The 13,819-nt window shown below is 65.1% G+C and carries 14 protein-coding genes; 2 read left to right on the top strand and 12 right to left on the bottom strand.

Features of this window, described 5'->3' with window-relative positions:
- Positions 1-91: 91 nt before the first annotated feature.
- The 3 genes from ACGGKE_RS00200 to ACGGKE_RS00210 all read right to left on the bottom strand — a co-directional run bounded on the left by ACGGKE_RS00200 (position 92) and on the right by ACGGKE_RS00210 (position 1,583).
- Complete coding sequence (locus ACGGKE_RS00200; protein WP_394439118.1) at positions 92-280, bottom strand: YezD family protein; 189 nt, start codon at positions 278-280, stop codon at positions 92-94.
- A gap of 111 nt (positions 281-391) precedes the next feature.
- Complete coding sequence (locus ACGGKE_RS00205) at positions 392-1,060, bottom strand: RBBP9/YdeN family alpha/beta hydrolase (protein ID WP_394439119.1); 669 nt, start codon at positions 1,058-1,060, stop codon at positions 392-394.
- A 160-nt stretch (positions 1,061-1,220) separates the two neighbouring features.
- Positions 1,221-1,583 (bottom strand): PRC-barrel domain-containing protein, encoded by a 363-nt coding sequence (locus ACGGKE_RS00210; protein WP_394439120.1) that lies wholly within the window; start codon positions 1,581-1,583, stop codon positions 1,221-1,223.
- A gap of 87 nt (positions 1,584-1,670) precedes the next feature.
- On the opposite strand from ACGGKE_RS00210, the gene ACGGKE_RS00215 reads away from it, so the two are divergent.
- Positions 1,671-2,102, top strand: a complete 432-nt coding sequence (locus ACGGKE_RS00215) for an OsmC family protein (protein WP_394439122.1) — start codon at positions 1,671-1,673, stop codon at positions 2,100-2,102.
- Here ACGGKE_RS00215 and ACGGKE_RS00220 read toward each other — a convergent pair.
- From ACGGKE_RS00220 to ACGGKE_RS00260, 9 genes are all read right to left on the bottom strand, one after another.
- Entirely contained in the window at positions 2,074-2,952 is an 879-nt protein-coding gene (locus tag ACGGKE_RS00220; RefSeq protein ID WP_394442074.1) for a DMT family transporter, read from the bottom strand. The genes ACGGKE_RS00215 and ACGGKE_RS00220 overlap by 29 nt on opposite strands.
- Positions 2,953-3,094: 142 nt before the next feature.
- Positions 3,095-3,907, bottom strand: a complete 813-nt coding sequence (locus ACGGKE_RS00225) for a class I SAM-dependent methyltransferase (protein ID WP_394439124.1) — start codon at positions 3,905-3,907, stop codon at positions 3,095-3,097.
- A gap of 100 nt (positions 3,908-4,007) precedes the next feature.
- The gene (locus ACGGKE_RS00230; RefSeq protein ID WP_394439126.1) at positions 4,008-5,540 is read right to left on the bottom strand and encodes a CpaF family protein; all 1,533 of its coding nucleotides are present in this window, start codon (positions 5,538-5,540) and stop codon (positions 4,008-4,010) included.
- Positions 5,541-5,842: 302 nt separating this feature from the next.
- Entirely contained in the window at positions 5,843-6,097 is a 255-nt protein-coding gene (locus ACGGKE_RS00235; protein WP_394439128.1) for an ATP synthase F1 subunit epsilon, read from the bottom strand.
- Positions 6,098-6,249: 152 nt separating this feature from the next.
- Complete coding sequence (atpD, locus tag ACGGKE_RS00240; RefSeq protein ID WP_394439130.1) at positions 6,250-7,710, bottom strand: F0F1 ATP synthase subunit beta; 1,461 nt, start codon at positions 7,708-7,710, stop codon at positions 6,250-6,252.
- A 21-nt stretch (positions 7,711-7,731) separates the two neighbouring features.
- Positions 7,732-8,616, bottom strand: a complete 885-nt coding sequence (locus ACGGKE_RS00245; RefSeq protein WP_317516365.1) for a F0F1 ATP synthase subunit gamma — start codon at positions 8,614-8,616, stop codon at positions 7,732-7,734.
- Positions 8,617-8,742: 126 nt separating this feature from the next.
- A complete protein-coding gene (atpA, locus tag ACGGKE_RS00250) occupies positions 8,743-10,272 on the bottom strand; it encodes a F0F1 ATP synthase subunit alpha (protein ID WP_394439132.1) in 1,530 nt (509 codons plus the stop codon).
- 11 nt (positions 10,273-10,283) lie between these two features.
- Positions 10,284-10,838, bottom strand: a complete 555-nt coding sequence (locus ACGGKE_RS00255) for a F0F1 ATP synthase subunit delta (protein ID WP_394439134.1) — start codon at positions 10,836-10,838, stop codon at positions 10,284-10,286.
- 176 nt (positions 10,839-11,014) lie between these two features.
- Positions 11,015-12,586 carry a S1C family serine protease gene (locus tag ACGGKE_RS00260; protein ID WP_394439136.1) on the bottom strand — a complete coding sequence of 524 codons (1,572 nt, stop codon included), beginning with the start codon at positions 12,584-12,586 and terminating at the stop codon, positions 11,015-11,017.
- A 112-nt stretch (positions 12,587-12,698) separates the two neighbouring features.
- Here ACGGKE_RS00260 and ada point away from each other — a divergent pair, with 112 nt between their 5' ends.
- Positions 12,699-13,754 carry a bifunctional DNA-binding transcriptional regulator/O6-methylguanine-DNA methyltransferase Ada gene (gene ada, locus ACGGKE_RS00265; RefSeq protein WP_394439138.1) on the top strand — a complete coding sequence of 352 codons (1,056 nt, stop codon included), beginning with the start codon at positions 12,699-12,701 and terminating at the stop codon, positions 13,752-13,754.
- The last annotated feature ends 65 nt before the right edge of the window (positions 13,755-13,819 follow it).

Here is a 13,819-nt window from a genome sequence, read left to right on the forward strand (position 1 = left end):
TGCGGGAATGACAGGCGTTATGCTGTGCGGCTCACCCCCAAACCGCATGAGCCGCGTGGACGCGACCCTTTTTACATCATGGCCGATCCGCTCAGGCGGTCAGGCGCGTCTTTTCCGTGACGTCGATCTGCACGACCCGGGCGTCATGAACGGTCAGCGTGATCGATCCGAAGCGCAGATGCTCCAGCACATCCCGCACCTTGTCGACGCTGGCGATGATGTCGATCCGGGCCGCATCGGGGCGGCTCGGGCGATAGTCTATCGGTCGTTGGTCAGTCATGGACACCTCTTGCGGCTGCTTGTATCTCAACTTCTGAAGTAGACAAAGAAAGAAAAGTAAAGGGCGGTCAAGTTGCTCTTGTCCCGCCCGGCTGGTCCGTCCCTCATTTCGTCAGCGGTGCGCTGGCGGGGCGCTGGCGCCGCGCGCCGGCGCAACAGATCGGATCAGCGGCGGCCCGGGATCATTGCTGATCGCCAGTTCCTGCGCATCGTCGATCAGTTCGTCGAGCAGCGCCTGACCGAAGGCCCAGTCGCCCAGCCCGGACTCCGCGTTGACGTGGCCGCAATGGCCGACATCGACGAAGCGGCTGCCCCAATATTTGCCCATGCTGTGGGCGCGTTCGAAAAAGATATAGGGGTCGTCGCGGCTGGCGACCAGGATCGACGGGAAGGGCAGTTGCGACCGCGGCACCGGGCCGAAATTGCCGATCATGTCAGGGGTTTCGGCACGGTCGCAATCGGGCGGGGCCACCAGCAGCGCGCCGGTCACGGGCCATCCATAGGCCTGGTTCTGCAAGGCGCCCCACCAGGCGACGGTGATGCAGCCCAGGCTGTGCGCCGCCAGAATGACGGGGCCATCAATCTGGCGAATGGCGGCGTCCAGCCGTGTGACCCAGGCGTTGCGGTTGGGATTGGCCCAGCGGCCTAGGTCCACGCGTTCGCAATCGCCGCGCGATTCCTCCCACAATGTCTGCCAATGGTCCGGCCCGCTATTGTTGAGGCCCGGCACGGTCAGCACGACCGGCGGACGCTGGCGCTCCGCAAATCCGACTCGGTTCATGGTCCTACTCCTCATCATGCTAGGACGATTCGGATATACTCTATAATTGAAGTAGACAATTTGATTTCGCCAGCCGGTGTCTCAATGTCGCCGATCCGAAATATTAAAAAGGGGCGGCAGCGGGTCCGCTGTCGCCCCTTCGCCCTTCAAACCCGGATCCTCACCAGGGATAGACGACGCCATAATATTGATAGACGTTGCGGCCATAGGTGTCGTCATAGTCGGGCCGCGCATCGGCGGCATAGCGCGGCGCATTGTCGAGCACGTCCTTGTCGAGGTCGATGACATAGCCGCCCTTGTCGGTGTCATAGGTCAGGATCGACCAGGGCAGCGGATAATGGTCGTTGCCGATGCCCAGGAAGCCGCCGAAGGACAGGACGGCATAGCGCACCTGGCCGCTGCGCTTTTCCACCATGAAATTGTCGATCTTGCCCAGATGCTCGCCCTGCCGGTTGTAGACGGCGGTCCCCTCGACCCGGTCGGAGGCGATCAGATCATGGCTTTCGGTCGTAAAAACGCTCATTGTCACTCTCCTGCATGAAATTGCCTATTCAATGGCAACAAGGCGGGGCCGCAGGGGTTCCACCTTTCTTTTGGCATGGAGACGCACATGAAGATCAATCGCAGCGGATCGGCGGCGTGGAGCGGCGGGCTCAAGGACGGGAAGGGCACCATCTCGACCCAGAGCGGCGCGCTGGATGCTTATCCCTATGGTTTCGCCACGCGGTTTGAAGGCGTGCCCGGCAGCAACCCAGAGGAACTGATCGCCGCGGCCCATGCGTCCTGCTTCACCATGGCGCTGTCGATGATCCTGGGCGAAGCCGGGCTGACCGCCGAGAAGATGGAAACGAGCGCCGTCGTGACCCTGGAGAAGCTGGAGGACGGCTTTGCCGTGACCGCCAGCCGATTGTCGCTCAAGGCGACCATTCCCGGCGCGGACGATGAAAGCTTCCAGGACCTCGCCGCCAAGGCGAAGGCCAACTGCCCGATCTCCAAGCTGCTGAAGGCGGAGATCAGCCTCGAGGCGGAACTGCTGGGCTGACCATGGGCCGCCTTGCGCGGACATGTTCGCGCCAGGCGATATACAGGCCGCTGCCGACGATCAGCATCGCGCCGATCCAGGTGGTCGCCAGCGGCCAATCCTCCCCGATCGCGACGCCCAGCAACGTGGTCCAGATGATCGCGCTATAATCCATCGGCAAGACGACCGACACCGGCCCCCAGCGCAGCGCGGCGGTCAGGCAGAGTTGCGCGATGCCGCCGAACAGGCCGATCATCAGCAGCATCGCCCAGGTGAGCAGATCATGGCCCTGCGCGACGAAGGGCATGGCCAGCCCCAGCGGGATCATGGACAGGGCGGTAAACCAGAACACGATCACGCCGGCCGGTTCCGTGCGCCCCAGTTCGCGCAGCACCAGGCTGACGCTTGCGGTCACCAGCGCGGCGGCGATCGCGACCGCGACGCCCTGTGCCGGGAAATGGCCGGCATCCGGGTGGATCATGACGAGCACGCCTACGAAGCCGATCAGCACCGCGCCCCAGCGATGCCATCCCGTCGCTTCGCGCAAGATCAGCGCCGACAGGATGGTGCCGAAGATCGGCATGGTGAAGCCGATGGTCGCGGCCTCGGCGGGCGGCAGAAGGATATAGGACAGGAAATTGAGGCACATACCGGTCAGGCCGATTGCCATGCGGCTGGCATGGACGCCGATGCGCCTGGTGCGCACCGTCGCCAGGCCGCCCGCCGACATCAGCCAGACCGCCACCACCGGCAACGCCAGCGCCTGCCGGTAGAAGAGGGATTCGATGACGTGGACGCCGCGCTCGCTCGCCAGACGCACGGTGATGAACATGACTGACAGGCAGATGACGGCGGTAAGGCGCAGCGCGATGGCGAAGAGCGGGCGATGGGGGCGGGCGGGAGCAGTCACGCCCCCGCCTTAGAGACGGATCGAGAGCGGGGGAAGCGCTTCGCGCCTCCGCCTGCTCCGGAAATCAGATTGGGATCGAGATCGGGCTGCCCGCGATCCTAGGTCAGGCGGCGGGCTTGCGGAACTTCAACGTCATCCGGTCGCTCTCGCCGATGGCCAGATATTTGTCCTTGTCGACATCCTTGTTGCGCAGCACCGGCGGCAGGGTCCAGACGCCTTTTTCCCAGTTGGCGCTATCCTTGGGATTGGCGTTGACCTCCGATGCGCCGACATATTCGAAACCTGCTTCCTCGGCCAACTTGCGCACGGTCGAGACCTTGAGATAGCCGCTCTTCATTTCCGCGGCGCTGTCGCGATCCTCGGGCAGGCGATGGTCGACCACGCCCAGCGTGCCGCCGGGTTTCAGCATGGTGTAGAAGGCCTTGAACGTGTCGGCTGCCTTGCCGCTCATGACCATATTGTGGACATTGCGGAACGTCAGGACCGTGTCGACGCTGCCGGCCGGTATGCTGGCGCTTTCCTCGGGGAAGGCGACCAGCTTCACCTGGTCGTAGACCGGGTTGGACGCCAGGAAGCTCTTGTAGCCGTCCAGATAGCTGCCGCTCGGCTGCAGCGCGTAGAAAGTGCCATGATCGCGCAGGAGCGGCGCCAGTATCTCGCTGTACCAGCCGCCGCTGGGCGCATATTCGACCACGGTCTGCATCGGCGTCACGCCGAAAAAGGCCAGCGTTTCGGCCGGATGGCGATATGTGTCGCGCGCGACATTGGCGGGCTTGCGGGTGGGCGCGGCGACGGCGGCGGCGATCGGATCGGCCGCCATCCTGTGACCGGCATGGGGGTCCTGCTGGGCCAGCAGCGGAACGGCGGGGAGGGCAAGCCCGGCAATCGCCAGGCCAAGCGGAACGAGACGGTTCATGGCACCAATCCTCTCTTCATCGCGGAGGATGCAGATGTGCCGCCGGCGCTCGGCCCGCGCAAGGGGGCGGCGGGGAATAATCCCCGCCAGCCATGCCAGCTTACAGGCAGGCTTCCAGGAACGGCTGGTCGAAGCCGAACATCCGCGCCTTGTCCAGCGTATAGGGACGCAGGCCCATGGAGCGATATTCGCCCACGATCTTCCCGCTGTCATCCTCGTCATGATATTCGAACTTGAACAGTTCCTGGGTGACGATGACCTCGCCCTCCATGCCGATCACTTCGGTGATGTTGGTCACGCGGCGCGAACCGTCGCGCAGGCGCTTCACCTGGACGATCAGGTCGACCGAATCGGCGATCTGCTTGGAAATCGCCTCCTTGGGAATCTTGATGTCGCCCATCAGGATCATGTTTTCCATACGGCCCAGGCACTCGCGCGGGCTGTTGGAGTGGAGCGTGCACATGGAGCCGTCATGGCCCGTGTTCATCGCGGCGAGCAGGTCGAAACATTCCGCGCCACGAATTTCGCCAAGGATGATGCGGTCGGGGCGCATACGCAGGGCGTTCTTGACCAGGTCGCCGATGGTGATCGCGCCCTGACCCTCCAGGTTCGGCGGGCGGGTTTCCAGCGGCAGCCAGTGGGGCTGCTGCAGACGCAGCTCCGCCGCGTCCTCAATCGTCAGCACGCGCTCGCCCGGGTCGATCATCTTCGACAGCGCGTTGAGCATCGTCGTCTTGCCCGAACCGGTGCCGCCCGAAATCACGATGTTGAACCGGCACGCGCCCGCGATCTTGAGCGCGGTCGCCATCTTCGGCGACATCGCGCCCCATTGGGCCAGCATGTCGATGGTGATCGGCTTGGCCGAAAATTTGCGGATCGAAATGGCGGTGCCGCGCAAGCTGAGCGGCGGCACGATCACGTTGACGCGCGAACCGTCGGGCAGGCGAGCGTCGGCCAGCGGCGTCGTCTGGTCGACGCGGCGGCCGACCTTGTTGACGATGCGCTGCGCGATCTGGAACAGATGTTCCTCGTCGCGGAACTTGATCGGCGCGATCTGCAGCTTGCCCTTCTTTTCGATATAGGTCTGGTCCGGGCCATTGACCATGATGTCGCTGACGTCAGGGTCGGCCAGCAGCTCCTCGAGCGGGCCGAGGCCCAGAAGCTCGTCCACCAGCACCTTTTCCAGCGCGAACTGTTCGCGCCGGTTGAGCGTCAGCTTGAGTTCCGCCAGCACTTCCATGATGATCGGGCGGAATTCCTCCGCCAGCTCATCCTTAGTCAGCGTCGCGGCGGCTTCGGGGTCAACGCGCTCCAACAGGCGCGGCAGCACTTGCTCCTTGATCTTGTGGACGCTGGCTTCAAACCCCTGCGGCCCCGCGTCGGGCACATGCTCGGCATTGGCGCGTTCCGACAGGCGCGACATGGCGTCGGCATTGCGCTGCATCTGGCTGGTGGGGGCGGACAGCGGGTCCAGTGGCGCATCGGCCGGCAGCGAAGCGATATCGAGCGGGGGGAACTGGTCGCCGCCGCGCGGCGACTCCTCTTTGATGGCCGCGCCACCGTGCATCGGGCGCGCGACGCCGAAGCCGGGCTTGGCGCCGGCGAGTCCATGTTTCCGTCCAAAGGCGCTCATATTTCTCCGCCATCATTATGACCGGCCTCGCGAACCCGATGAGACCGTTGAAAGACCGAAAAAGGTGAATAGGCTGGAAACTTTGATAAATGCCTAATGGCAGACCGCCGCAGCCCTTGCGCGCGGCCGTCGTCGCAGTTCCCCCCGCCCGGATCATCGCCTCACGGGACAAGTGATCATCTGTCGGCGGCGTTCGTTGGCAAGATCCGCCGAAGCGCTTGATGCACCCGCGTTGCATCACAAAGAAAAAGGCCGCGCCTCCGGATGGAGGGCGGCCTTGTGGCGCAATCGGGATCGCCGATTCAGCCGGCCTTTTCGGCCAGGACCGTCAGTCCCTTCTCATTCACTTCCGCAAAGCCGCCTTCGACCGGGATCATTTCCGGGGCCGCGCCGGCGCTGGTGAAGATCTGGATCGCGCCGTCGCGCACGGTCGACATGAAGGGGGCATGGCCCTCCAGCACGCCGAAGTCGCCGTCCGTGCCGGGAACGACCACCTGGTAGACCTCTTCCGAGCGGACGAGCTTTTCCGGGGTCACGAGTTCGAAATGCAGTGCCATATCATTCTTCTCCCCCCTCCCTACCAGGGAGGGGCCGGGGGTGGGTGCCATTGCGAAGCGATGGCCTGCGCCCTAGCCGAGAAGGTGGAAGCTCGCTTCGCTCGCTACCCACCCCTCAATCCCCTCCCTATAAGGGAGGGGAGGGTTTGTTTTTAAGCCGCTTCGGCGGCCAGCTTCTTGGCCTTTTCGATGGCCTCATCGATGCCGCCGACCATGTAGAAGGCGTTTTCGGGCAGATGGTCATATTCGCCTTCGACAACGGCCTTGAACGACTTCACCGTGTCCTCGATCTGGACGAACTTGCCCGAAATGCCGGTGAAGACTTCCGCGACGTGGAAGGGCTGCGAAAGGAACTTCTGGATCTTGCGCGCGCGGGCGACGGTCAGCTTGTCCTCTTCGGACAGCTCGTCCATGCCCAGGATCGCGATGATGTCCTGCAGCGACTTGTACTTCTGCAGGATCGCCTGCACCGCGCGGGCGGTTTCATAATGTTCCTGGCCCACGACGCGCGGCTCCAGAACGCGGCTGGTCGAGTCGAGCGGGTCGACCGCCGGATAGATGCCCAGTTCCGAAATGGCGCGGTTGAGAACGGTGGTGGCGTCCAAGTGCGCGAAGCTGGTCGCCGGCGCCGGGTCGGTCAAGTCGTCCGCGGGCACGTAGACGGCCTGGACCGACGTAATCGAGCCCTTGTTGGTCGAGGTGATGCGCTCCTGCAGCGCGCCCATGTCGGTCGACAGGGTCGGCTGATAGCCCACGGCCGAAGGAATACGGCCGAGCAGCGCCGACACTTCCGCGCCCGCCTGGGTGAAGCGGAAGATATTGTCGACGAAGAACAACACGTCCTGATTTTCGACGTCGCGGAAATATTCGGCGATGGTCAGGCCCGACAGGGCGACGCGCGCGCGGGCGCCCGGGGGCTCGTTCATCTGGCCGTAAACCAGCGCGACCTTCGATCCTTCGCTGATCGCATTGCCATCGGCATCCTTGGCGATGACGCCGGCGTCGAGGAACTCGTGATACAGGTCGTTGCCTTCGCGGGTGCGTTCACCCACGCCCGCGAACACCGACGTGCCGCCATGGCCCTTGGCGATGTTGTTGATCAGTTCCTGGATGAGCACGGTCTTGCCCACGCCCGCGCCGCCGAACAGGCCGATCTTGCCGCCCTTGGCATAGGGGGCGAGCAGGTCGATGACCTTGATGCCCGTGACCAGGATCGACGCGTCGGTCGACTGGTCGACAAATTCGGGAGCCTTGGCGTGGATCGGGGCGGTCTGCGTGGTGGCGACCGGACCGCGCTCGTCGATCGGCTCGCCAACGACGTTCAGGATGCGGCCGAGCGTCGCGGGACCGACGGGAACGCTGATCTGCGCGCCGGTGTCGGTCACTTCCTGGCCACGGGTCAGGCCGTCGGTCGAGTCCATCGCGATGGTGCGGACGGTGTTCTCGCCCAGGTGCTGGGCGACTTCCAGCACCAGGCGCTGGCCGTTGTTGCTGGTTTCCAGCGCCGAGAGAATCGCCGGGAGCGCATCGGGGAAGGTCACGTCGACGACGGCGCCGATGACCTGCGAAATGCGGCCTACATTGTTGGTGCCTGCACCTGAATTTGTTGCCATGACTGCTGTCCTTGCCTGCACTTAAAGGGCTTCGGCGCCCGAGATGATTTCGACGAGTTCGGTAGTGATCGCGGCCTGGCGGCTGCGGTTATACTGGATGGTCAGCTTGTTGATGAGGTCGCCCGCGTTGCGCGTCGCATTGTCCATGGCGGTCATCGACGCGCCCTGTTCCGACGCGTTGTTTTCCAGCAGCGCCTTGAAGATCTGCACCGTCACGTTGCGCGGCAGCAGGTCGTCCAGGATCGCTTCTTCGCTCGGTTCATATTCCACCGTCGCGGCGATCGCATTGCGATCGGCGTCGGCGGGGATCTTTACCGGGATGATCTGCTGCTCGGTCGGCACCTGCGCCAGCGCCGACTTGAAGCGCGAGTAGAAGAGATGCGCGACGTCGAACTTGCCGTTCAGATACATGTCGGTCAGCTCATGCGCGATCGCCTGCGCCTGGTCGAAGCCGGGCTCCTTGACCCCGGTGGTGTCATAATTGGCGACGATCCGGCCGGGGTAGGTGCGGTTGATGACCGGTCGGCCCTTGCGGCCGACAAGGTAGAATTCCACCTTCTTGCCGTCCAGCTCCAGCGCGCGCGCCTTGGCGAGCGCGGCCTTGACGATATTGGCGTTGAACGCGCCGGCAAGGCCGCGGTCGGAATTGGCGACGACCAACAGATGCACCTCATCCTTGCCGGTGCCAGCGAGCAAAGGCGACGCGCCCTCGCCCGATCCACCGGCGATCTTGGTGGCGAGGGAGGCAACAACCGCTTCCAGCCGCTCGCTATAGGGGCGCGCGGCCTCGGCCGCGGCCTGCGCCTTGCGCAGCTTCGCGGCGGCGACCATCTGCTTCGCCTTGGTGATCTTCTGGGTCGATTTCACCGACCCGATGCGGATCTTCAGTTCCTTGAGGCTGGGCATATCCTACCTACTTCAACCCTTTTCGTCATTCCCGCAAAAGCGGGACCCTATCTCCGAACCGTGCCCCGGAGCGGACGTCCGGGAGATGGGTCCCCGCAGTCGCGGGGATGACGGAGCTTGATGGTCTTAAGCGAACGTCTTGCCGAACGCGTCGAGCGCGGCCTTCAGCTTGCCCTTGGCTTCGTCGCCCAGATCCTTGCTGTCGCGGATCATGGCCAGCACGTCGGCATGGTCATGGCGCAGATAGGCCAGCATCGCTTCCTCATATCGCGTGACGTCCTTGACCGCCACGCCATCGAGATATCCGTTGGTGCCGGCAAAGATCGACGCGGTCTGCTCCTCGAAGGGGAGGGGCGAGAATTGCGGCTGCTTCAGCAACTCGGTGAGGCGCGCGCCGCGGTTCAGCAGCTTCTGCGTCGACGCGTCGAGGTCCGAACCAAACTGGGCGAAGGCCGCCATTTCACGATACTGGGCCAGCTCCAGCTTGATGCTGCCCGACACCTTCTTCATCGCCTTGGTCTGCGCGGCGGAACCGACGCGCGACACCGAAAGGCCGACGTTGATGGCCGGACGGATGCCCTGGTAGAACAGGTTGGTTTCCAGGAAGATCTGGCCGTCGGTGATCGAGATCACGTTGGTCGGGATATAGGCCGACACGTCGCCCGCCTGCGTTTCGATGATCGGCAGCGCGGTCAGCGAGCCGGCGCCATTGGCGTCGTTCATCTTGGCCGCGCGCTCCAGTAGGCGGCTGTGCAGGTAGAAGACGTCGCCCGGATAGGCTTCGCGGCCCGGCGGGCGACGCAGCAGCAGCGACATCTGGCGATAGGCGACGGCCTGCTTGGACAGGTCGTCATAGACGATCACGGCGTGCATGCCGTTGTCGCGGAAGAACTCGCCCATGGTGACGCCGGTATAGGGCGCCAGATATTGGAGCGGAGCGGGCTCCGAAGCGGTCGCGGCGACGACGATCGAATATTCCATCGCGCCATTTTCTTCGAGCTGCTTGACGATCTGCGCGACGGTCGAGCGCTTCTGGCCGACCGCGACATAGATGCAGTAGAGCTTCTTGCTCTCGTCATCGCCCGCGTTGATGCCCTTCTGGTTGATGAAGGTGTCGATCGCGACGGCGGTCTTGCCGGTCTGGCGGTCGCCGATGATCAGCTCGCGCTGGCCGCGGCCGACGGGGACGAGGGCGTCGATCGCCTTCAGGCCAGTCTGCACGGGCTCGTGCACCGACTTGCGCGGGATGATGCCCGGCGCCTTGACTTCCACGCGCTTGCGCTCGGTATATTCGATCGGGCCCTTGCCGTCGATCGGGTTGCCCAGGCCGTCGACCACGCGGCCCAGCAGGCCCTTGCCCACGGGCACGTCGACGATGGTGCCAGTGCGCTTGACGGTGTCGCCTTCCTTGATCTCGGCGTCGGAGCCGAAGATCACGACGCCGACATTGTCGGCTTCCAGGTTCAGCGCCATGCCCTGCACGCCATTGGCGAACTGGACCATTTCACCGGCCTGGACATTGTCGAGGCCATGGACGCGGGCGATGCCGTCGCCCACGGTCAGCACGGAGCCGACTTCGCTGACCTGCGCTTCGGTGCCGAAATTGGCGATCTGGTCCTTGATGACCTTCGAAATTTCTGCGGCGTTGATGTCCATGATTTGAGCCTTCAGCCTTTCATCGCCATGGCGAGGGTGTTCAGTCGGGTACGGATGGAGCTGTCGATCATCTGGCTGCCGATCTTGACGACCAGCCCGCCCAGGATCGCGGGGTCGACCTTGGCGTCGACCGCCACATCGCGGCCGACGCGCGCGCGCAGATTGCGGGCAAGCGCCGCGACCTGATCGGCATCGAGCGGATGGGCGCTGGTCACTTCGGCGCGCGCCTCGCCCTTGTGATTCGACAGCAGCGTTTCATAGGCGCGGATGATGGCGGGAAGCTGGGCAAGGCGGCGGTTCTGCGCCAGCACGCCCAGGAATTTGGTGGTCAGCGCGTCGATGCCCATGGTGGATGCGACGGCCGCGATCGTCTTGCCGATTGCGTCGCGGCTGAGGACGGGGCTGTTGATCAGGCCCTTGAACTCGGCCGATTCGGCCAGCGCGGCCTTGAGCGCGGCCAGGCTGCCGGCCACCGTGTCTAGCGACTGTGCGTCGCGCGCCAGATCGAACAGCGCCACCGCATAGCGGCCGCTGAGGCTGGCCTGAATCCCGCCGCTAGTCTCCACGCGCTTACCGTCCTCCACTTGATTTGCAGATCGTGCAAAAAAGAGGGGCGCGGTTTGATACCGTCCCGAACCCCTGTCGCCGGGCCGGTTAGCAGCGCCCATATGACTATGCAAGTCATGTGACACGATTCCGGCACAAGCGCCAAATCGCGCGCATTTGCCTGAGTTTTTATTCCTCAGCGATTCGCCCGTTCCGCCGGGTCAGCGGGAGCGAGCCGGCCCTTCTGGCAATGATAGACGATGCGCTCATTGGGCTGGGCGGGAAGCAGTGCGGCAGCGTCCGACCGCAAGGTGGCGATGCGCTCCAGCAGTTCGGGATCTGTGCCGCAGCCCTTGATCGGCTTGCCTTTCTGCAGGCCGCGCAGCTTGTCCATCGTGTCGAGGTCGGGCAGCCAGCGCTCGACGCGCAGCACGCCCGTGGCGGGGTCGAAGCGGCTGGAGGACGCGTAATTGCCCTCCTTCGGCACGGTCATGCGCCGCCAGCCGGTGCCGTCCGCCACATATTGGACATCGCCGTTGACGCATCCGCCCTCGGCCCAGTTGAAGGGGATGTCGTTGGGCTGCGACACCGTCAGTCGGCTGCGCGCGACGTCCACCTTGCAGATATTGTCGCCGGCCCAGGCGAAGGCGGCGTTGGACGTTACGCCCTTGTCCTGGGGCATCTTCACGCGCTCGTCGATGCTGTCGAAGCTCGGCTTGAAGACGAAGAGGCCGAGCGCGCCCAGCAACAGCACGCCGCCGCCCGCCAGGAACCAGGTCGCCTGCCGTTCCTTGCCCTGCGTGTAGAAAAGGCCGCCTGCGCCAAGCCCCAGCACCGCCAGCGCCAGCAGCACCGCCGCGCCCGCCATCGCATTTTCGCGTGCGGTGATGATGGCGCGCTCGGCATCGTCACGCGCCTTGGTCAGCGCAGCGTCGCGCGCCTGGTTGACGGCGCGGTCCTTCTGTTCGCTCGCCTGTGCTTCACGCTGCGTCAAGGATGCCTCGGCCGCGTCCGCTTCGGCCATGGATCGGCAGGGGACGACGGTGTGCAGCGACGACACGCCTGCCTGCCGCAGGAAGGATGCGATCTCGCGCCAGGACACGGCAAAGCCGAACTCCGCGTCATTGCCGTCGGAAATCGAACCGAAGCTGTTGACGCCCAGCACGCGCCCGCAATCATCGACCAGCGGCCCGCCGCTGTTGCCGGCGGCGAGCGGGGCGGTGTGCAGGATCGTGTCGAAGCTCTGGCTCGCCCGGCCCGACGAGATATTGCCGCTGGTCTTCACCGTGGCCAGCGGCTCGACCAGTTGCTTCAGGCCCAGGCCCTGCGCCCGGTCGACCGTGCCGGGATAGCCGATCGCGGTCACATGCTGCCCGTCACTGACCGCCCCGGCGTAGAATGAGCTGACCGGCAGGCTGCCTTCCTCCAGCTGGACCAGCGCCAGGTCATTGCCCGGCGAATAGGCGATGATTCGCCCGCCATAGGTCTTGCTGCCTTCGGACGGGATGACGCCGATCACCAGATTGCGCTCCTCGCGCGCCAGTTCGACGACATGGGCGTTGGTCAGCACCTTGTCGGGCGCGACGGCAAAGCCGCTGCCATGGCCGACAAAATAGGCGTCCGACCCGTCGGTGGCGACCAGCGCCACGCGCACCACCCCGCGCGCAGCGGCGGCGATATCCTGCTGTTCGGCATGGAGCGCCGCTGGCGCCAGCAGCGCGAGGAACAGGCCAAGGGCGGGGGCGAAGCGGCGAAGAAAGGCGACCATCGTGGCGCATTCATATGCAATGCCCGGCGCGGTGCAATCGGGAAAAGCCGAAATGCTTTGATCGCAAGGCGCGGGAAGCGGGGCGCACTCGCGCGCTTTATGCCCTATATCCATGCAGCATATGACTCGCTTCGCCCCTGCCGCCATGCCCGATGCCGATGCCTGCTGGGCCGCCTTCCTGCGCCGCGACCGGGCGATGGACGGGCAGTTTGTCGGCTGCGTCGCCACCACCGGCATCTATTGCAAGCCCAGCTGCGCCGCGCGCCATCCCCGGCGGGAGAATATGTCCTTCCTGCCCGATCCCGCGGCCGCGCGGGCGGCGGGCTTCCGCGCCTGCCTGCGCTGCCGCCCCGATGAGGTCGGGCGGGATCGGCTGGCGGTGCGCGCCGCCATCGCGATGATCGAAGCGGCCGAGGATGCGCCCCGTCTGGAGGCGATCGCCGCCCATGTCGGCTATGCCCCCCATCATTTCCATCGCCTCTTCAAGCGGGAAACCGGGCTGACCCCTGCCGGCTGGGCGCGGGCGCTGCGCACCGAAAGGCTGAAGACGGCGCTGGACGCCGAAGGACGGATCACCGACGCCATCTACGAAGCGGGCTATAACGCGCCCAGCCGCGCCTATTCCGATGCGCAGCGGCATCTGGGCATGACGCCCAGCGCCTGGAAGGATGGTGGGCGCGGCGTCGCGATCCGCTGGCGCACCGTCGATACCAGCCTGGGGCCGATGCTGGTCGCGGCAACGCCCAAGGGCCTGTGCCGCATCAGCTTCGGTGAGGGCGAGGCGGACTTGCGCGCCCGCTTTCCCCAGGCGCGGCTGTGCCCGGCCGATGCGGGTCTGGACGCCATGGCGGCCAAGGTCGCGGCGCTTGTCGACGATCCGCGCGCCGACGCGGCGCTTCCCACCGATGTGCGCGGCACGGCCTTCCAGCAGGCGGTCTGGGCCGCGCTGCGCGCCATTCCCCCGGGCGAAACGCGCAGCTATGGCGACATCGCGGCGGCGATCGGCCGGCCCGGCGCCGTTCGCGCGGCGGGCAGCGCGTGCGGTGACAACAAACTTGCAGTCCTCATCCCCTGTCACCGCGTGCTGCGCCGCGACGGCAGCCTGGGCGGCTATGCCTGGGGCGTCGAGCGAAAGCAGGCGTTGCTCGCCCGCGAAAAGGCCAAGTAACGGGAAGATTGCGTCTTTTCTTCGCCGCCGACTTGTTCCACCCTGATGCGGGGCATGAGGGGTTC

Origin of the sequence: Sphingobium naphthae (assembly GCF_043589935.1) — a bacterium.
Lineage (GTDB): Bacteria > Pseudomonadota > Alphaproteobacteria > Sphingomonadales > Sphingomonadaceae > Sphingobium > Sphingobium naphthae_A.